18 protein-coding genes are annotated in these 17,621 nt (G+C 72.0%); 8 read left to right on the plus strand and 10 right to left on the minus strand.

Translation table 11 applies throughout. The annotated features are described in order from the left end of the window. Positions 1 to 371 precede the first annotated feature (371 nt). Together OG322_RS13295 and OG322_RS13300 are read right to left on the minus strand one after the other, a co-directional pair. Complete coding sequence (locus OG322_RS13295; RefSeq protein WP_329306447.1) at positions 372 to 581, minus strand: DUF397 domain-containing protein; 210 nt, start codon at positions 579 to 581, stop codon at positions 372 to 374. Beyond that, positions 578 to 1,414: a helix-turn-helix domain-containing protein gene (locus OG322_RS13300; RefSeq protein ID WP_329306448.1), complete on the minus strand. Its 837-nt coding sequence runs from the start codon at positions 1,412 to 1,414 to the stop codon at positions 578 to 580. The genes OG322_RS13295 and OG322_RS13300 overlap by 4 nt, the downstream gene beginning before the upstream one ends. 106 nt (positions 1,415 to 1,520) lie before the next feature. Here OG322_RS13300 and OG322_RS13305 point away from each other — a divergent pair, with 106 nt between their 5' ends. The 3 genes from OG322_RS13305 to OG322_RS13315 are packed head-to-tail and all read left to right on the plus strand — an operon-like array spanning position 1,521 to position 2,193. Then, positions 1,521 to 1,760: a hypothetical protein gene (locus OG322_RS13305; protein ID WP_123461168.1), complete on the plus strand. Its 240-nt coding sequence runs from the start codon at positions 1,521 to 1,523 to the stop codon at positions 1,758 to 1,760. Then, entirely contained in the window at positions 1,757 to 1,927 is a 171-nt protein-coding gene (locus tag OG322_RS13310; RefSeq protein WP_164494384.1) for a hypothetical protein, read from the plus strand. The genes OG322_RS13305 and OG322_RS13310 overlap by 4 nt, the downstream gene beginning before the upstream one ends. Continuing rightward, entirely contained in the window at positions 1,924 to 2,193 is a 270-nt protein-coding gene (locus tag OG322_RS13315; RefSeq protein WP_329306449.1) for a hypothetical protein, read from the plus strand. The genes OG322_RS13310 and OG322_RS13315 overlap by 4 nt, the downstream gene beginning before the upstream one ends. Before the next feature lie 416 nt (positions 2,194 to 2,609). On the opposite strand, the gene pdxR is transcribed toward OG322_RS13315, so the two are convergent. Beyond that, complete coding sequence (pdxR, locus tag OG322_RS13320) at positions 2,610 to 4,013, minus strand: MocR-like pyridoxine biosynthesis transcription factor PdxR (protein ID WP_329306450.1); 1,404 nt, start codon at positions 4,011 to 4,013, stop codon at positions 2,610 to 2,612. Between the two features lie 47 nt (positions 4,014 to 4,060). Between pdxR and OG322_RS13325 the strand changes: the two genes are divergently transcribed. Together OG322_RS13325 and OG322_RS13330 are read left to right on the plus strand one after the other, a co-directional pair. Beyond that, positions 4,061 to 4,567 carry a carboxymuconolactone decarboxylase family protein gene (locus OG322_RS13325; protein WP_329306451.1) on the plus strand — a complete coding sequence of 169 codons (507 nt, stop codon included), beginning with the start codon at positions 4,061 to 4,063 and terminating at the stop codon, positions 4,565 to 4,567. Positions 4,568 to 4,612: 45 nt separating this feature from the next. Continuing rightward, on the plus strand, positions 4,613 to 5,341 hold the full coding sequence (locus tag OG322_RS13330; protein ID WP_329306452.1) for an isocitrate lyase/PEP mutase family protein: 729 nt from the start codon (positions 4,613 to 4,615) through the stop codon (positions 5,339 to 5,341). A 106-nt stretch (positions 5,342 to 5,447) separates the two neighbouring features. On the opposite strand, the gene OG322_RS13335 is transcribed toward OG322_RS13330, so the two are convergent. From OG322_RS13335 to OG322_RS13350, 4 genes are all read right to left on the minus strand, one after another. Beyond that, entirely contained in the window at positions 5,448 to 6,437 is a 990-nt protein-coding gene (locus OG322_RS13335; RefSeq protein ID WP_024488992.1) for a malate dehydrogenase, read from the minus strand. A gap of 181 nt (positions 6,438 to 6,618) precedes the next feature. Then, positions 6,619 to 7,752, minus strand: coding sequence for a helix-turn-helix domain-containing protein (locus OG322_RS13340; protein ID WP_124284825.1), 1,134 nt, complete (start codon positions 7,750 to 7,752; stop codon positions 6,619 to 6,621). Between the two features lie 533 nt (positions 7,753 to 8,285). Continuing rightward, complete coding sequence (locus tag OG322_RS13345; protein WP_329306453.1) at positions 8,286 to 8,978, minus strand: DUF3017 domain-containing protein; 693 nt, start codon at positions 8,976 to 8,978, stop codon at positions 8,286 to 8,288. A gap of 20 nt (positions 8,979 to 8,998) precedes the next feature. Further along, complete coding sequence (locus OG322_RS13350; RefSeq protein WP_123461161.1) at positions 8,999 to 9,865, minus strand: bifunctional methylenetetrahydrofolate dehydrogenase/methenyltetrahydrofolate cyclohydrolase; 867 nt, start codon at positions 9,863 to 9,865, stop codon at positions 8,999 to 9,001. 228 nt (positions 9,866 to 10,093) lie between these two features. On the opposite strand from OG322_RS13350, the gene OG322_RS13355 reads away from it, so the two are divergent. Next, entirely contained in the window at positions 10,094 to 10,873 is a 780-nt protein-coding gene (locus tag OG322_RS13355) for an RDD family protein (protein WP_123461160.1), read from the plus strand. 95 nt (positions 10,874 to 10,968) lie between these two features. Here OG322_RS13355 and purH read toward each other — a convergent pair whose 3' ends face one another. Together purH and purN are read right to left on the minus strand one after the other, a co-directional pair. After that, entirely contained in the window at positions 10,969 to 12,522 is a 1,554-nt protein-coding gene (gene purH, locus OG322_RS13360; protein WP_123461159.1) for a bifunctional phosphoribosylaminoimidazolecarboxamide formyltransferase/IMP cyclohydrolase, read from the minus strand. Continuing rightward, positions 12,509 to 13,165 (minus strand): phosphoribosylglycinamide formyltransferase, encoded by a 657-nt coding sequence (purN, locus tag OG322_RS13365; protein ID WP_123461158.1) that lies wholly within the window; start codon positions 13,163 to 13,165, stop codon positions 12,509 to 12,511. Before purN ends, purH begins: the two co-directional genes overlap by 14 nt. Before the next feature lie 366 nt (positions 13,166 to 13,531). Here purN and OG322_RS13370 point away from each other — a divergent pair, with 366 nt between their 5' ends. Next, positions 13,532 to 14,533: a hypothetical protein gene (locus OG322_RS13370; protein ID WP_329306454.1), complete on the plus strand. Its 1,002-nt coding sequence runs from the start codon at positions 13,532 to 13,534 to the stop codon at positions 14,531 to 14,533. On the opposite strand, the gene OG322_RS13375 is transcribed toward OG322_RS13370, so the two are convergent. Further along, positions 14,523 to 16,205, minus strand: coding sequence for a cell division protein PerM (locus tag OG322_RS13375; protein WP_329307733.1), 1,683 nt, complete (start codon positions 16,203 to 16,205; stop codon positions 14,523 to 14,525). The two genes, OG322_RS13370 and OG322_RS13375, sit on opposite strands and share 11 nt — an antisense overlap. Before the next feature lie 125 nt (positions 16,206 to 16,330). On the opposite strand from OG322_RS13375, the gene OG322_RS13380 reads away from it, so the two are divergent. Beyond that, positions 16,331 to 17,563 (plus strand): helix-turn-helix domain-containing protein, encoded by a 1,233-nt coding sequence (locus tag OG322_RS13380; RefSeq protein WP_266411166.1) that lies wholly within the window; start codon positions 16,331 to 16,333, stop codon positions 17,561 to 17,563. Positions 17,564 to 17,621: the final 58 nt, after the last annotated feature.

The raw sequence follows: 17,621 nt of genomic DNA on the forward strand, positions 1-17,621 counted from the left end.
CGGCCGGGTTGGACTCGTCTCGGAGACGACGCTCCTGCCCTGCTCACCCTGTAGATCACCACCACTCAGCTCACTTCCGCAGCCTGTAAGCACGAGAGCGGCGAGAGCGGCAGTCGCGAGGCCGTGCCGATGATGGGTCAATGCGCTGATGGAGGCGCGGAGATATGTCATGCACAGAGTCTCCGGTCGACACCTCGCGCCCGCTTGAGTACGCGTACTCACCCCCATGGATCGACTTCAGCAGCCGGCGGATCTTCCCTGCCGGAAGGAATCGGGCGCTCGCCGTATCCGGCGGGCCGCGGACAGCGAGAAGCTCCGCCGCGCACCGCACGACGGAGCTTCCCTGAATCGGTACGTGTCGGGGTGGGCCCTCAGACGCTGCCGAACTCTCCGGCCTTCACGCCTGCCACGAACGTGGCGAACGAGGCGGTGAGGACGTTCAGAACCGGGCCGGCCGGGGTCTTGGAGTCACGAACCGGGACGATGCCGCGTGCGGCGGCGAAGTTGGCGGCGACCTCGATGCAATTGCCGCCGTTCGAGCTGTATGAGGACTTGAACCAGCGGGGGGATTCGGTCGTCACGGGGTGCCCTTTCTTAGCTGGCTGATCATGGCCACGGATGCCGCCTGTGACATCGCCTCGGCCTGCAGTTGATGGTATGCGGTCAGCAAGGGCACCACAGAAGCAGTTTCACGATCCACGTGCCCCTGTGCCTGCGACTCGGCATACGCCAAGACGGACCGATCAGCCAGAGTGAGCAGATTGACGGGGAGGTTGAACGGGCGTCGCTCCCCTATCTCGAACGGGGCCACCTGAAGAACCCAGTTGGGGAGGGCGGCGATTTCAATCAACCGCTGGAGCTGTGCCGCCATGATCTCCCTCCCGCCAACGGCGTGACGGAGGCAGCTCTCATCCATCACAACAAGCACCATGGGCGGGCGGGTCCTTGCCAACGCAGCTTGCCTCTCCGCGAGAAAGGAAACGCGCTCGGCCGCCTGTTCCGGTGCGATGGACCCACGCTGCACATCTCCATCTGCCAGCACTCGTGCGTACTCCGGCGTCTGCAACAGGCCCGGGATGATCCCGATCTCGAAGAGCCGGATCTCCACGGCCCGGCCCTCGTGGCCGACGTACTGCGGGAAGCCCTCCAGGAGCGATCCGTGCCGGATCTCGCGCCATTGGCGTTCGAACGTGTCAGCGGTTTCTCCGGTGCCGAACACTTGGTCCGCGCTGCGCGAAAAGCGGAGAGTCGGCATCTTGCGACCAACCTCCACGGCCGAGATGTGCGTACCGGAGTACCCCATCCGTTCGCCGAGTTCTTCCTGTTTCCACCCACGAGCCTCACGTACACGGCGGATACGCGCCCCGAAGGCGGCTTGCGGACTGCTTTCGGGGTCCAACTCCTTGCGGTTCAAAGAGACATCACCAGTCTTTCGTTCGCGACTGACACGTTGAACAGCTCCTCACCCTAGGCCACGCTGAACGCCCTTGGTAGTGGAATGACTACAGAGAGGTGCGGCGATGTCTGAGCAGAAGCACGTCCAACTCCCGCCCGCCGGGACACTCGTGGTGGATCGAGGCCGTAACGACCGGGTCGGGGAGTTCCGCGGAGTCTCCGGTCCGTACTGGTCTCTGCGGCCGGTCGGTGGGGGTCCCGAGTGGGAAGCCATCCCCGAATACGTCCGGCTCGCCACCCCCGACGAGCGCCTCCGCGCCCGTACCGCGTACGAGAACGCCAGGAGTCGGGGGGACGTGGCATGACCGACCACAGCACCGCCCAGCCTTCCGGGACCGACGAGTGCCGGGACTGCCAGGAACTCGACCTGGCCGAAGCCGTGGCCCGGGGCGAGAGGGACGAGAGCAGGGCGACCGACTGCCGTGTGCTGCGCAAGCGGCACCGGGTCGCCGTGCACGGGGAGCAGCCGTGAAGCACATCCCTGTTCGACTCGTCCTCGCCGTGGGAACCCGGCAGCGGAACTCCGCGAGCGAACTGCCCGTCACGTGGGACCGCATCGACTCGGACACGGCGTCCCGCGCGCTGCTCCTCGCCGCGCTGGACGCAGCGATTGACCAGCGCATTGCCGAGCGCGCCGCCGAAGTGGCCGAGCTGGACATCCTCGTGGCCTTCGCCGAAGCGGCAGCCGCGACGGCGAAGGGCGTGGTCCATTCGCCGACCCGGGAGCGTGCCGCATGACCGGTGCGGGCTACGCGGCAGAGATCACCGTGACCGACGGGCAGCGGGCGGTTTCGCTGGGAGAGGTCGTGGTGCGCAGTCGCCGGCTCGCCCTCCGCTGGCTGCGGCGGCGTGCACTTCGGCTCGCGGAGGGTCTTGGTGTTCCGTCCGGCTCGGGGTGTTCCGGAGGGATGGACGTACGCTCGGCTGCCCTTCAGAGCTCCGCTGTGCTGAACGGGCTTCGGGCCTGGGCCGAGGACCAGGAGCAGCAGGACGAGGCGATGGCACGGCTGGAAGACGGGTACCCCGACGCGTTCGCCGTGGTCGACCCCGCCGCCGGACTGCTGGTGACGCTCGCCGTGCGGCGCGTCCGGTCGAACCGGGCCGCGGGCAAACCGGCTCCTGCCATGGGGCGGGCGCCAGCTCCGCCGCCGGGCTCACGGCAGCACCCGCACGAGCGCGTCCAGCGTGCCCGCCCAGGCACTGTCGGTCGGGGTCCCGTAGCCGATGACCAGGGCCTCGTGGCGTGCCTCGGCGTCCGGGTGGCGGTAGAAGGACAGCCCCTGCACCACCAGCCCCTGCCAGGCCGCCGACCGGACGACGTCCGCCTCGCTGCCTTCCGGGAGTTCGAGTACGGCGTGCAGACCGGCGGCGATCCCGCTGATCTTGATGGACGGGGCGCGTTCAGCCAGCGCGGCGACAAGCTGGTCGCGGCGGTTGCGGTAGCGCAGCCGCATGGAGCGCACATGCCGGTCGTACGCGCCGGAGGCGATGAACTCGGCGAGCGTCAGCTGGTCCAGCGCGCTGGACGCCCAGTCGCTCAGCCCCTTGGCCGCGGTCACCTCGCCCACCAGTTCCTGCGGGACCACCATCCAGCCCAGCCGCAGCCCCGGCGCCAGGGACTTGCTGGCCGTGCCGAAGTACACGACGCGTTCCGGGTCCAGTCCCTGGAGCGCGCCGACCGGCTGGCGGTCGTAGCGGAACTCTCCGTCGTAGTCGTCCTCCAGGATCAGGCCGCCGGTGCTCCGGGCCCAGTCCACCGCAGCGGCCCGCCGGTCGGGGTGGAGCGGTACCCCGGTCGGGAACTGGTGCGCGGGTGTCAGCAGCACCGCGCCCGCGCCGCGCATCGCGGACAGTTCGCCGGTCCGGGAGCCGAGTTCGTCGAGCGGCAGGCAGGGGATGCGCAGCCCGGCCTCGGTGAGCAGGCGGGTGTGCACGTGGAGCCCGTACGACTCGACGGCCACCTCCCGCACGCGGCGCTCCCGCAGCACCTTCCCCATCATCATCAGTCCGTGGACGAAGCCGGAGCAGATGACGATGCGGTCGGGGTCCGCGTACACGCCGCGGGCCCGTGACAGGTAGTCGGCGAGCACGGTGCGCAGTTCGACGCGGCCGCGTGGATCGCCGTATCCGAGGGCGTCGTTGGGTGCCGCGGTGAGGGCGCGGCGGGCGGCCTTGAGCCATTCGGCGCGCGGGAACGTCGACAGGTCGGGCGAGCCGGGCTGCAGGCTGTAGGCGGGGCTGGTGCGGGGCGGCCGGGAGCGCGGCGCCCTGGTCGCCGCCCGGCGCGGCTCGGCGCGCTGCGCGACCCGGGTGCCGGAGCCCTGCCGGGCGGTGAGCCAGCCCTCGGCGACCAGTTCCGCGTAGGCGTCGGCGACGGTGTTGCGGGCGATGCCCAGGTCGGCCGCGAGGGTGCGGGACGACGGCAGCCGGGTCCCCGGTGCCAGCCGCCCCGTCCGGGCGGCCTCGCGCAGGGCGTCCATGAGCCCGGCCCGCAGTCCGATGGCACCGGCCGGGTCAATGTGCAGGTCCGCACCGAAAGTGGCCCAGGGATCTGTCATGAAAATGGACCATACCGCTACGCCACCCCCCGCGTAGCGTCGTATCCATGACGACGAACGAGCACAGCCGCGCAACGTCCGAGTACACCACCGAGCACACGCCCCGCATGCAGTGGGCCGAGCACGCCCCCGACGTCTACAAGGCGATGGCCCGGCTGGACGCCACGTCCCGCAAGGGGCTCGACCCGGTCGTGGCCGAGCTGGTGAAGATCCGGTCCTCGCAGCTCAACCACTGCGCGTTCTGCCTCGACATGCACACCAAGGACGCGCTCGCGGCGGGTGAGTCCATCCAGCGGATCGTGCAGCTCAGCGCGTGGGAGGAGTCGCAGCACTTCTACACGCCGAAGGAGATCGCGGCGATCGAGCTGACCGAGGCGGTGACCGTCCTGACCGACGGTTTCGTGCCGGACGAGGTGTACGCGAAGGCCGCGAAGCACTTCGACGAGGCGGAGCTCGCCCACCTCATCGCCGCGATCATCACGATCAACGCCTGGAACCGGTTCGCCGTGACCTGCCGCCTGGTCCCCGGCCACTACACGCCCGGCGACCACTGATCCAGGCACTCCCCTCCGCACCGCCCACCTCAGGAGCCTTCCGCCATGACCGCGTCCGACCTCCGTGCGCTGCACCACGGACGTACTGTCGGCGATCCGCTGGTCCTCCCCGGCCCGTGGGACGCCGACAGCGCCCGCGTCCTCGCCGACGCGGGGTTCCCGGCCCTGGCCACGCCGAGCGCGGGGGTCGCGGCCTCGCTCGGGTACGAGGACGGGGCCACGCCCGCCGCCGAGATGTTCGCGGCGGTGGCGCGCATCGCCCGCGCCGTCTCCGTACCCGTGTCGGCCGACATCGAGGCAGGGTACGGACTGGCGCCACGGGAGCTGGTGGAGCGGCTGCTCGCCGCCGGGGCCGTCGGCTGCAATCTGGAGGACACGGTGGACGGGGTCCTCGTGGATGCCCGGTGGCAGGCGGACCGGCTGGCGGAGGTGCGGGCGGCCGCCGGGGACGCGCTGTTCGTCAACGCCCGGGTGGACACGTACGTCACCGGCGTCCCGGAGGGCACGGACCAGGAGGCCGAGACCGTGCGCCGCGCGCTGCTGTACGTGGCCGCGGGCGCGGACTGCGTCTACCCGATCGGCGCCCCGGCCGAGTCGCTCCCCCGCCTGGCCACCGCCGTACCCGCACCGCTGAACGCGCTCGCCCGGCCGGACGGTCCGGGTCCGCGCCGCCTCGGCGAACTGGGCGCCGGCCGCGTCACGTTCGGCCCCGGTCTCCAGCGCCGGGCCATGGCGGCCCTGCGCGAGTTCGCCGACGGGCTCCGTGGGGCCTGAGGCCGGCCCCGTACGAGAAACGCCACCGCCCCCGGCAGCGGCTGACTGCTGCCGGGGGCGGTGGCGGTGGCGGTGGCGTCCGCGGGTCCCCTGGGGGACGTACGGATCAGATGAGGCCGAGCTCGCGGACCGCGTCGCGCTCCTCGGTGAGCTCCTTCACCGACGCGTCGATGCGCGCACGGGAGAACTCGTTGATGTCCAGGCCCTGGACGATCTTGTACGTGCCGTTCTCCGTGGTGACCGGGAAGGACGAGATGATGCCCTCCGGAACGCCGTAGGAGCCGTCCGACGGGATACCCATGGAGGTCCAGTCGCCGGCGGCGGTGCCGTTGACCCAGGTGTGCACGTGGTCGATGGCGGCGTTCGCGGCGGAGGCGGCCGAGGACGCGCCACGGGCCTCGATGATCGCGGCGCCGCGCTTGGCGACGGTCGGGATGAAGGTGTCGCCCAGCCATGCCTCGTCGTTGACGAGCTCGGCGGCGTTCTTGCCGGCGATCTCCGCGTGGAAGATGTCCGGGTACTGGGTGGCCGAGTGGTTGCCCCAGATCGTCAGCTTCTTGATGTCGGAGACGGCGGCACCGGTCTTGGCGGCCAGCTGCGAGATCGCGCGGTTGTGGTCCAGCCGGGTCATCGCGGTGAAGCGCTCGGCCGGTACGTCCGGGGCGGCGGCCTGCGCGATGAGCGCGTTGGTGTTGGCCGGGTTGCCGACGACGAGGACCTTGATGTCGTCCGCGGCGTTGTCGTTGATCGCCTTGCCCTGCGGCTTGAAGATGCCGCCGTTGGCGGAGAGCAGGTCGCCGCGCTCCATGCCCTTGGTGCGCGGGCGGGCGCCGACGAGCAGGGCGACGTTCGCGCCGGCGAAGCCCACATTGGCGTCGTCGGTGATCTCGATGTTGCGCAGCAGCGGGAAGGCGCAGTCGTCGAGCTCCATCGCGGTGCCCTCGGCGGCCTTCAGACCCTGCGGGATCTCCAGGAGACGCAGGTTGACCGGCACGTCCGGGCCGAGCAGGTGGCCGGAGGCGATGCGGAAGAGCAGCGCGTAGCCGATCTGGCCGGCTGCGCCGGTCACGGTGACATTCACGGGAGTGCGGGTCATGGCGATCTCCGTTAGACAGCTGGCGGTGGGGGCTCCTGGCCCCTGGTGCTGGACATCCCTGAATCTTGATGTGAAGAGATATCCAGCGATCAGGCTATCCGACCCGGAACCCCTCGGCCGCCCGGCCCCCTGTGGCACCGCACACAACCGGTCACTCCCCGCTCACCGCCCCGCTCCTCGTTCACCCCGTCGCTTCGGCCGTGCACCCCTTCGTGCCGGTGGCGAGGGTGGCGCACGCCTTGACGTCGGCGACCCGCTTCACGGCGACCATCGGGGTGTACGTGTCAGCGGCGGCGGACACCGTGCCGTCCTGCCCCGCACCGCCCGCGCTGATCCGTACGGTGTCGCCGGTGGCCGCCTTGGTGATCCGTGCCCACGCCGCCCCGCAGGTCTTGCTGTAGCGCACCTCGACGACGCTTCCGCCGACGGTGGCGCTGGAGACCGTACGGACGTATTCGCCGCCGCAGCCCATGTCCTCGGGGTCCTGCCCGGCGCAGTCGGAGCCGCTGCACCCGACCCCGGCCGGCAGTTCCGGCGCACTGGCCGTGGGCGACGGGGAAGGGGCGGCGGCCTTGTCGGCGTCGGAGTCACCACCCGAACCGGTCAGCAGCACCACACCGGTCACCGCGAGCAGGACGCCCACCGCGGCCGCGGCGATCACGAGCTGTTTACGGCTGCCGCCACGGCCCCGGCCACTCCCGCTGCCCTTGCCACTGCCACTGCCGCGATGCGCGGGCGGCTGCCCGGGAGCGCCCCCGTGGGCGTTCATCGCGGGCGGCAGACCGGGCCCCGCACCCATCGCCCGGTCCGGCCGGACCTGCGGCTGCTGCGGCACCTGCGGAACGCTCCCGCGCTGGGCCGGTACGGACGGGGAGCGGCCCCCGTCGCTCACGCCCGGTGCCGCACCCGTCCCGCCCTCGGCCGTGCCGACACCATGGGAGGGCCGGCTCCTGCCGTGGCCGCGCGACGGCTGCCCGGTCTCGCCGAGCGCCGCCCGCGCCTGGATTATCCGCATGCCCTCCATCGTCATGTCGTGGCGCATCTCGGCACGGCTCCAGGCCCGTTCCGTCAGCTCCCACATGGTGTTCAGGTGCACGTGATTGGTGCCCGTCACCTCGGCCAGCGCGACGATGGCGCCCCTGGGGGCGAGCAGCCGCCCGTTCAGATACCGCTCCCACGACGTCTTGCTGTACCCCGTGCGGTCGGCCACGGCGGCGATGCTCAGGCCGCTGCGGTCGACGAGTCTGCGCAGTTGGCCGGCAAACTCCCGGACCTGTGGGTCGAGATCCTCCGGCAGTGCCTTCCAACGAGGCATTACTTCCCCCTACTTCCCACTTCACATCGTTTCGGCTTCCGCTGCCCCCGCACGCGCCCGGCGCCTCGCACACCGCTCTGGCCCCGTCCGGAGCCGGTGGTCTTCCGCCCCGGACTACCCAGATAGATGCGCGAACGCAGACTGCCAGTTCCTGGAGAGGGAGCGCATGGTTGCACTCGGCAGCCCGGCACACACCCGCACGCGCCCCGGCCTCGCCCGGCCTCGCCCGGCCCGCCTGCCGCCTGCCGCCTGCCGCCTGCCGCCTGCCGCCTGCCGCCTGCCGCCTGCCGGGCCAGTCTGCCATCGTTGCCTGACGATCACACCGTGGCGGAATGGTCACTTCCGTGCCACAGGCCACAGCCATCCCTTGAACAGTCCTCCCCCAACCACAAGGCTGTAGTCAGGACGGGGCAAGGCCGCTCAACTCGCCGGATTCCGGAGCTTTTCGCTCCGGCACGCCCCGTCCCCGGCGTCCGTCCCTTCTCGGGGGAGGGGACGGGCACCGGTCCGCGGCCCGGGGCGGCCGCGCGGATTCAGCGGATCGTGAAGTGGACCGCGTTCTCCAGGAACGGGATGTCCAGCCACGGCTTGGGCTGCGCCATCAGCGAGAGCATCACGATGAGGACGCCCAGCAGCCCGTACGTCACCAGGTCCGTGAAGCGGGAACGCACCGCGAGCATGCCCACCGAGGGGATCACGAGGCGGAGTACCGCGCCCCCGATGAGCGCCACACCGATCAGTATCGTGCCGACCCGGAAGGCCTGCTCGAAGGGGTCGGAGGCCACGATCAGCAGGCCGATCGCGGCCGTGCCGAGCACCGCGAGCAACGGCCACTGACGGGCGGGGGCCGGAGCGTCGCCGCCCGCCGCCCGGCCGCCGCCCTCGGGACGCGCGGTGTCCTGGGTGAGCGATGCCAACGCCCGCGACCGGCCCGTCGCGGGGGCCGCGGCGGGAACGGGCGCGGGGTGGCTGCCGGTGCGACCGTCCGCAGGAGCGTCCGCACCGTCATCCGCAGCGCCGTCCGCGGTGTCGTCCGGTGCCGCTGCCGCTGCCGCGCTGTCGCCCGACGCGGGTGAAGCACCGTCGGCCGGGTCCGCCGGCCCGCCGTCAGCCGAGGAGTCGGCAGCGCCGCCGGCCGGAACACCGGCCGCGCCCTCGGACTGCTCGGCGACCGGCCCGTCCGCATCGGCGGCGGCCCGGTCGGCCGGACTCGTACCAGCACCCATGGGGTTCCTTCCGGATCGGTTCAGCCCGCGGACGGGACGGAGTCGCGCTCGGCCGCCTCGACCACGTTGACGAGCAACTGGGCGCGGGTCATCGGGCCGACACCGCCCGGGTTCGGCGAGATCCACGCGGCGACCTCGGCCACGCCCGGGTGTACATCGCCGACGATCTTGCCCTCCCCGTCCCGGCTGACGCCGACGTCGAGCACGGCCGCGCCCGGCTTCACGTCCTCGGGCTTGATGATGTGCGCCACGCCCGCGGCCGCGACGATGATGTCGGCCTGTCGCAGGTGGGCGGAGAGATCACGCGTACCGGTGTGGCACTGGGTGACCGTGGCGTTCTCCGACTTACGGGTCAGCAGCAGCGGGATGGACCGGCCGATGGTGACACCGCGTCCGACGACCACGACATGCGCCCCGTTGATCTCCACACCGTGGTGGCGGAGCAGCTGCACGACACCCTGCGGGGTGCAGGGCAGCGGTCCCTTCTCGTTGAGCACGAGCCGGCCGAGACTCATCGGGTGCAGCCCGTCGGCGTCCTTGGCCGGATCCATCAGTTCCAGAACGCGGTTGGTGTCGATCCCCTTGGGCAGGGGGAGCTGCACGATGTAACCCGTGCACTCGGGATCGGCGTTGAGCTCCCGTACGACGTCCTCGATCTCCTCCTGGGTGGCGGTGTCGGGGAGTTCGCGCTGGATGGAACCGATGCCGACCTGCGCGCAGTCGCGGTGCTTGCCGTTCACGTACCACCTGCTGCCCGGGTCGTCACCCACCAGCAGGGTTCCCAGGCCGGGGGTGATACCCCGGGCCTTGAGGGCCGCCACGCGGACGGTGAGATCGGACTTGATCGCGGCTGCGGTGGCTTTGCCATCGAGAATCTGGGCAGTCATGGAGGCATTCTCGCGGATGACCCACCCGGGGACCAATTACAGGTACCGGCCGTGGACACAAGGTTGCACTTGGACAACTTCTCGTACCGCGGCTGGACAAACTTACTTCCCGCTTATAACGATGAAGGCCGCAGTGCCGCAGAAGTACCCGGGGGGCGGACCGCTGATGTTTTCTTTCCTCCGCGCGGCCGCATTCGTCCCCGTATGTCCGTTGGAGGAAACGCCCAGATGAGCTTCGGCGACCCGAACCCGAACAACCCTTACGGGCAGCAGCCCGGCCAGCAGCCCGGTCAGCCGCCGCAAGGTCAGCCGCCGCAGGGCCAGCCCGGCTACGGCTACCCGCAGCAGGCGCCCCAGGGAGTGCCGCCGCAGGGCCAGCCCGGTTACGGCTACCCGCAGCAGCAGCCCGGCGTTCCGCCGCAGGGCCAGCCCGGCTACGGCTACCCGCAGCAGGCGCCCGGCACGCTCCAGGCCAACAGCGGCTACATCAACATCCCGACGCTCGGCACGGTCGAGGTCGCCTCGATGGGCCGCCGCCTCGGCGCCCGTTGCATCGACGCCGTCGTCATCGGAGTGCTCTACGGCATCCTCAGCGCGATCGGCCTGGCGAGCGCCCTGGGCCTCGCGAAGAGCACCGACGACTGCGGCAGCAATCTGGACCCGGGCTACCAGTCCTGTGTCAACGACGCGAGCGTCAGCATCATCGCCACCATGTTCGGCGTGCTGGCCCTCTTCATCCTGATCACGCTGCTCTACGAGTGGCTGCTGATCTCGCTGATCGGCGCCACGCTGGGCAAGAAGGCGCTCGGCCTGAAGGTCGTCAAGGAGAACACCGGCATGGCCCCGGGTCTCGGTGCCGGCTTCATCCGCTGGATCATCCCGATCGTCGGCGCGTTCCTCTGCTACATCGGTGCCATCCTCACGTACCTGTCCCCGTTCTTCGACAACTCCGGGAAGCTGCAGGGCTGGCACGACCGCGCTGCCGGCACCCTGGTGATCAAGCAGTAACGCGGGCCGCACCACACGAAGGGCCGGTCTCCCCGAACTCGTTCTCGGAGACCGGCCCTTCGTCGTGGCCATGAGGCGTCAGGAGACGCCGGGAATCAGTGGAAGAAGTGGCGGGTGCCGGTGAAGTACATCGTCACGCCGGCCTTCTTCGCGGCCTCGACCACCAGCTCGTCGCGGACCGAACCACCCGGCTGGGCCACGGCCTTGATGCCGGCCGCGGTCAGGATCTCCAGCCCGTCGGGGAAGGGGAAGAAGGCGTCGGAGGCCGCGTACGCGCCCCGTGCCCGCTCCTCGCCCGCCCGCTCGACGGCGAGCTTCGCGGAGTCGACGCGGTTGACCTGGCCCATGCCGACGCCGACCGAGGCGCCGTCCCTGGCGAGCAGGATCGCGTTGGACTTGACCGCCCGGCAGGCCTTCCACGCGAAGGAGAGCTCCCGCAGCTCGTCGGCGGAGAGCGCCTCGCCGGTGGCCAGCGTCCAGTTGGCCGGGTCGTCGCCGTCCGCCTGGAGGCGGTCGGTGACCTGGAGCAGCGCGCCGCCGTCGATCGGCTTGACCTCGACCTCGGCCGACGGGGCCTCGGGGCAGCGCAGCACGCGGATGTTCTTCTTGCGGGACAGCACCTCGACCGCGCCGTCCTCGTACGCCGGGGCGACGATGACCTCGGTGAAGATCTCCGCGACCTGCTCGGCCATGGCGACGCTCACCGGACGGTTGACGGCGATGACACCGCCGTACGCCGACAGCGGGTCGCAGGCGTGCGCGTTGCGGTGCGCCTCGGCGATGTCGTCGGCGATCGCGATGCCGCACGGGTTGGCGTGCTTGATGATCGCGACGCACGGCTCGGCGTGGTCGTACGCGGCCCGGCGCGCGGCGTCGGTGTCCGTGTAGTTGTTGTACGACATCGCCTTGCCGTGCAGCTGCTCGGCACCGGCCAGGCCGCCGGCGCCGGAGGTGTAGAGCGCGGCGGGCTGGTGCGGGTTCTCGCCGTAGCGCAGGACGTCCTGGCGCTCGTACGTCGTACCGAAGAAGTCGGGGAAGCCCGAGTCGTCGGCGGCGGCGTAGTCGTCCGCGAACCAGGAGGCGACGGCCACGTCGTACGCGGCGGTGTGCTGGAATGCCTCGGCGGCGAGCCGCTTGCGGGCGGTCAGGTCGAAGCCGCCCGCCTTGACCGCGGTCAGCACGTCGGCGTACCGCTCGGGGCTGGTGACGACGGCCACCGAGGGGTGGTTCTTGGCGGCGGCGCGGACCATCGAGGGGCCGCCGATGTCGATCTGCTCCACGCACTCGTCGGCCGAGGCGCCGGAGGCGACGGTCTCCTTGAACGGGTAGAGGTTGACGACCACCAGGTCGAACGGCTCCACGCCCAGCTCGGCGAGCTGCTCGCGGTGCGCGTCCAGCCGGAGGTCGGCCAGGATGCCGGCGTGGACGCGCGGGTGCAGCGTCTTGACGCGGCCGTCGAGGCACTCGGGGAAGCCGGTGAGCTCCTCGACCTTGGTGACCGGTACTCCGGCGGCCGCGATCCTCCCGGCGGTGGAGCCGGTGGAGACCAGCTCGACACCGGCCTCGTGCAGACCGCGGGCGAGGTCTTCGAGCCCGGTCTTGTCGTAGACACTGACCAGGGCGCGGCGGATGGGCTTATTCACCGACATGATCGAGATGAACCTTTCGTCCCTCAATGCGATAGCCGTCACGGGCGAGCCGCCCCACGGCCTCGACGAGCAGCTTGCGCTCGACTTCCTTGATGCGTTCATGGAGAGCTGCTTCACCCTCCGGGGTGTCCTCTTCGGTCACCTCGACCACGCCCTGCGCGATGATCGGACCGGTGTCGACGCCGTCGTCGACGAAGTGGACGGTGCACCCGGTGACCTTCACGCCGTACGCGAGCGCGTCACGCACACCGTGGGCACCGGGAAAGCTGGGGAGCAGGGCGGGGTGGGTGTTGATGAACCGGCCGCCGAACCCGGCGAGGAACTCCTTGCCCACGATCTTCATGAACCCCGCGGACACGACGAGGTCCGGGCGGTGCGCGGCGGTGGCCGCGGCGAGCGCGGCGTCCCACTCCGCGCGTGACGCGTGGTCCTTGACCCGGCACACGAACGTGGGGATTGCGGCCCGTTCGGCCCGCTCCAGACCAGCGATGCCGTCGCGGTCCGCACCGACCGCCACGACCTGTGCGCCGTACCCCTCGGGGTCGTCACCGATCGCGTCGAGCAGGGCTTGGAGGTTCGTACCGGAACCGGAGACCAGCACGACCAGTCGGGCCGGGGCGGCGGAGGAGAGCGGGGAGGCCACGGCTGGGCCCTTTCTCGCGTGTGGAGCAGTTCGAAGCGGCCGCACCGTCTGCCGCGTCTCGGGAGCAGCGGCACGGCGGCCATGCTGTTTGTGCGGTCGTACGAAAGAATCACGCCCCCCGATACGGGGAACTCTACGAACGAGCCGACCGTCAGCAACGATACCGGCACCTCGCGAGGCCCCCGCGTGACGGGGGTGGGGGACCGGTGGCGCTCCGGCTCATACGGGAGCGGGCGCTCCGGGGCGGCAGCTGTCGGCCACCGCGCGCACGCCCAGCTTTCGGCCCCTCCTCGCCGGGAGGTAGCGTCAGGTGACAGCGAACCGTCCACAGGGCGGAAATGACGAGATGGGGAAGACGTTCACCATATGCCGGACCGACGCCGCCGCACCGCCTTCCGCCACCCGCTGCCCGAGCCGGCCCCCCTGCTGATGCGGGAGCGCCAGTCCCCCGCGCCGGGCTCCTCTTCTTCCCCTTCCTCCTCGTCGTCGGGGTCCTCCGGGTCCTCCGGGGCCCGTCCCGAGGACGACAACCCCTTCGCGCCGCCGCCGGAGAACCGCCCCGACCAGCCGTGGCAGCCGCGCCACCCGGCCAATGGCGGTACCAACGGCAACGGCGGCACCAATGGCAACGACGAGAACAACGGGGACGGCGGGGACTCACCCGAGGGCGGCTCCCCCGACAACCGGCCCGTCTGGGGCAGCCAGTGGAGCAGCCACCAGCCCGGACGCCAGAGCGGCGGTTTCGGCGGGCAGCCCGCCGGACCGGCGGGACCGAACGGACAGGGGGGTGGCCGGGGCGGCCCGGAGGGCAAGTCCGGTGGCACCCGCTGGGACCCGACCGACCCCGTCCAGCGCCGGGCGCGCTACTCACTGCTCGCCGGTATGTGGGCCTTCTTCTTCGCGATCTTCGACCTCCCGGAGATCGCCCTGCTGCTGGGCGCGCTCGCGACCTACTGGTCGATCAGCGCGCTCCGGGCCAAGCCGAAGGACCCGTCAACGACCGGGGGGACGGCCGGATCGGCTGCGGCTCCGGGCGCGGCCGCCGGTGCGCATGCCGATGCCCAGGGGCAGGGCACCGGCCCCGGTACCGCTGCCGGCCCGGCCCACACGCCGGGGTCCGCAGCAGCGCCGGGTGCGCCGGGCACCGGCGTCCTTCAGCGGGGCAGCCGGCAGCAGACGACTGCCGCGGTCAGCGGTCTGGTGACGGCGCTGATCGCTCTGGCGATCGTCGCGACGTCGTTCACGGTGCAGCTGGTCTACCGGGACTACTACACCTGTGTGAACGACGCCCTCACCAAGTCGGGCCAGGTCGCCTGCAACGATCTGCTGCCGAAGCCGCTGGAACCCCTCTTCGGCGTCAAGAAGTAGCGTCCGGCGGGTGGACCGGTCCGGCCTCCGCCGGATGGTCCGCCCGCTCTCCGGCCGCCTTGGCGTGCCAGGGATCGGTCGGCAGGAAGTCGTACAGCTCGCCGTCCTCGTCGCCCTGGCCGGCCGGGCCGGGCGACGAGGGCCCGGGCGATCCGGATGCGGACACGGGCACGAGCGCCGACGCGGGCCGGGATGCCGGGCCGTGGGCGGGTACCGGGTCCGTTCCGGTCTCCGCCGCATCCTCCGTATCCGCCGCATCCGCGTCCGTCTTTCGGTGGCCCCATCGCGGCCCCCACCCGCGTCCGGTGGGCGTGGCCCCCTTCCCCGCCTCTGCGGACCCCCGCACCTCTTCCGTCTCTTGCGCCGTGCCCGGCCCGGTCGCCGCCTCGGCCGCCGGCGGCTCGGGCGCGGTGCGTCCACGCAGCCGCCAGGCCCGCAGCAACACCGCCATCGGGACGCCGAGCGCGGCCGTCCACGCCAGGGCCGCCGCCCCCGTGAGCCACCACACGGGGCCGAACTCCGCCAGTGCCCGGGTCCCGAGCGGTCCCCCGGCCGCCGCCGCCAGCAGCGCGGCGCCGATCCCGCACCCCACCGCCCCCAGCGCGGCGGTGAACGCGGTCTCCCGCAGGCTCCACGCCTCCTCGCGCCCAGCGGCGGCGGGCGCGGCACGTCGTACGGTGAACCAGGCGACCGTCAGCGCCGCCGCGACCGGGACCGCCGCGGTCGCCCAGTTCAGCGGTGTTCCCGCGCCCTCGGCCGGCATCGCGGCCAGCAGCGGGAAGTCCGGCAGCGCCGGGCGGCCCGCGAAGGCGACCGGGCTGACCGTGGACGCCGTGCCGAGCGCGAACCCCGGCCCGAGCCCGTACGCGGCCCCCCACACCGCCGCGTTCGGCACCAGCAGCAGCGCCAGGAACAGCACCGCGCACCGTCCGGCCCAGTCTCCGGAGAACCGCAGGAACGAGTCCTGGACCGGATCCGCGTGCCACACCAGCGCCGCCGCGACCACGAGCGCGCCACCACCCAGCAGGACCATCACCCCGGCCGCCGCGGACCGGCCCACCACCCGGGCCCGCCGGACGAACCGGGAGCGTGCCATCGCCTCGTGGAGCCGGACCGGCGCCCAGGAAGGCGGCGATCCGAGCCGTCGCCCGGAAGCCGCCCACACCCCGGCCGCCGCCGCGCCCGCCACCACAAGGACCGCCGGGAACAACAGGGACAGCGGTTCGGCGGACAGCGGGGCGCCGCGCGCGTAGAGCGCGACCGGCGCCCCGACCAGCAGGTACCCGCCCGTCACCAGGGCGAAGGCGCCCCCGGGCGAGGGGGCTCCGCGCCCTTCGTCGGGCTCCAGCACGTCCCTGGCCGCGCGGTGCACCAGCCAGACCGGCAGGGCGGCGAACAGGAGGGGGACCACACCGACGGGGGCGGGGGCCCCGGTGAGGGTGTCGGTTCTGATCAGTTCGGCGCCATGGGCGAGCAGCCAGAGGCCGACGGCCGTGTGGACGGCCTCGCCGGGGCCGCTGTCGGCGCCGGGGGAACTGATCCAGAGGATCATGACGAGCACGGCCACGGAGCCCAGCCCGAGCCCCGCGGCCACGGCCCCGCGCAGCAGCGCCGAGGCCAGAACGGCGGGCCGTCCCCGCACTGCCGACAACGACGGGCTGCGTTCGGTCACTTGGGTCACACCGCAATGCTCCCAACGACACGCGCTTATTCCATGTAACGGGCGAATGACCGCTGTGTCGCTCAATATGCGCTTATGTTCTTTTTCACCCAGCGCAGGCCGGGCGGGGAGCCCTCATGACACAGAGCACGACCGGCACGGCAGATACCCATCCGCTCCCCCCGCCCAAGGAGCGTCGCAGGCTGCGGGAGGCGAAGTCACTGAGTGAGGAGCAGGTCGCGGCGGCTGTGGGGGTCACCCGGGCCACGGTCCGGGCCTGGGAGACGGGCCGCACCCGTCCACGCGGGCGCAAGCGCGAGGCGTACGCCAGGCTCATCGGAACGGGTGACGCACCGTCCACGCCACCCGCCGAGGGCATCAAGCCGGACACCCCGGACAAGTGGTCGAAGGATTCAGCCGAACGGGCGGCCCGCCCGACTGCCTCTGAGCCCGCCGAGGTCTCGGAGGCTTCCGAGCCTTCCGAGCCTTCCTGGGCAGTCTCCGCCGCCGGTTCCAGCGGCGGTGGCAGCGGTTCGGGGGCCGGGACCGGGCCTTCGCCCGCCGAGGCGTTCGACGCCCTGTACCGGCACACCGCCGCCGCGCTGTTCCGCCAGACCTATCTGCTGACCGGCCGCCGCGGCCTGGCCCGCGAGGCCGTCGGCAAGGCCTTCGACCTCGCCTGGCAGCGCTGGCCGGAGGTCGCCGCGGACCGGGACCCGGTGGGCTGGGTACGCGCGGCCGCCTACGAACACGCGGTGTCGCCGTGGCACCGGCTGCGCCGCGCGCACCGCCGCCTCGATCCGCCGCCCGAGGCGCCCGGCCCCCGTGCGCTGCTCGACGCGCTGCTGGCCCTGCCGCCCTCGTACCGCCGCACGCTGCTGCTCCACGACGGAGTCGGGCTGGGGCTGCCGGAGACCGCGGCGGAGACGGAGGCGAGCACCCCGGCGGCGGCGGGGCGGCTGATGACCGCTCGGGCGGCCGTCGCCGAGAAGCTGCCCGAGCTCGCGAAGCCGTCGGCACCGGCCGAGCAGTCCGCGCTGCTGCACGAGCGGCTCGGCGCGCTCGCCCTCGCCCAGCCCGCGCCCTCGCTGCCGGTCCCGGAGCTGATCCGTAGTGGCAGCGAACGCAAGGCGCAGCTCTGGACGCGGGCGGCCATCGGGTTCATCGTGCTGCTGATCGGCCTGACGCTGATCACGCTGGCCACCGCCCCGAGGAAGTACGAGACACCCCAGTCGCCCGCGCAGAAGGTCAGCGGGGTGCCGCCGCTCGGCGGTCCGGAGAAGCTCACGCCGCAGGACAAGAAGCTGCGGAAGAAGTTCGGCAAGGAGCTCGTGCGCGGTCCGGCCCGGCTGGTTCCCGAAGTGGGCTGAGTCCGGGGCCGTACGCAAGGACGCGGGCCCGCACCCCTGATCGGGGGTACGGGCCCGC

This window comes from Streptomyces sp. NBC_01260, from assembly GCF_036226405.1.
Classification (GTDB): Bacteria; Actinomycetota; Actinomycetes; order Streptomycetales; family Streptomycetaceae; genus Streptomyces; species Streptomyces laculatispora.

What these genes read in the sequence shown, in the direction of transcription:
- OG322_RS13305 (WP_123461168.1), top strand. Translation starts at nt 1,521, where the DNA reads ATGTCTGAGCAGAAGCACGTCCAACTCCCGCCCGCCGGGACACTCGTG.
- OG322_RS13310 (WP_164494384.1), top strand. Translation starts at nt 1,757, where the DNA reads ATGACCGACCACAGCACCGCCCAGCCTTCCGGGACCGACGAGTGCCGG.
- pdxR (WP_329306450.1), bottom strand. Translation starts at nt 4,013, where the DNA reads ATGACAGATCCCTGGGCCACTTTCGGTGCGGACCTGCACATTGACCCG.
- OG322_RS13325 (WP_329306451.1), top strand. Translation starts at nt 4,061, where the DNA reads ATGACGACGAACGAGCACAGCCGCGCAACGTCCGAGTACACCACCGAG.
- OG322_RS13330 (WP_329306452.1), top strand. Translation starts at nt 4,613, where the DNA reads ATGACCGCGTCCGACCTCCGTGCGCTGCACCACGGACGTACTGTCGGC.
- OG322_RS13335 (WP_024488992.1), bottom strand. Translation starts at nt 6,437, where the DNA reads ATGACCCGCACTCCCGTGAATGTCACCGTGACCGGCGCAGCCGGCCAG.
- OG322_RS13340 (WP_124284825.1), bottom strand. Translation starts at nt 7,752, where the DNA reads ATGCCTCGTTGGAAGGCACTGCCGGAGGATCTCGACCCACAGGTCCGG.
- OG322_RS13345 (WP_329306453.1), bottom strand. Translation starts at nt 8,978, where the DNA reads ATGGGTGCTGGTACGAGTCCGGCCGACCGGGCCGCCGCCGATGCGGAC.
- OG322_RS13350 (WP_123461161.1), bottom strand. Translation starts at nt 9,865, where the DNA reads ATGACTGCCCAGATTCTCGATGGCAAAGCCACCGCAGCCGCGATCAAG.
- OG322_RS13355 (WP_123461160.1), top strand. Translation starts at nt 10,094, where the DNA reads ATGAGCTTCGGCGACCCGAACCCGAACAACCCTTACGGGCAGCAGCCC.
- purH (WP_123461159.1), bottom strand. Translation starts at nt 12,522, where the DNA reads ATGTCGGTGAATAAGCCCATCCGCCGCGCCCTGGTCAGTGTCTACGAC.
- OG322_RS13370 (WP_329306454.1), top strand. Translation starts at nt 13,532, where the DNA reads ATGCCGGACCGACGCCGCCGCACCGCCTTCCGCCACCCGCTGCCCGAG.
- OG322_RS13380 (WP_266411166.1), top strand. Translation starts at nt 16,331, where the DNA reads ATGACACAGAGCACGACCGGCACGGCAGATACCCATCCGCTCCCCCCG.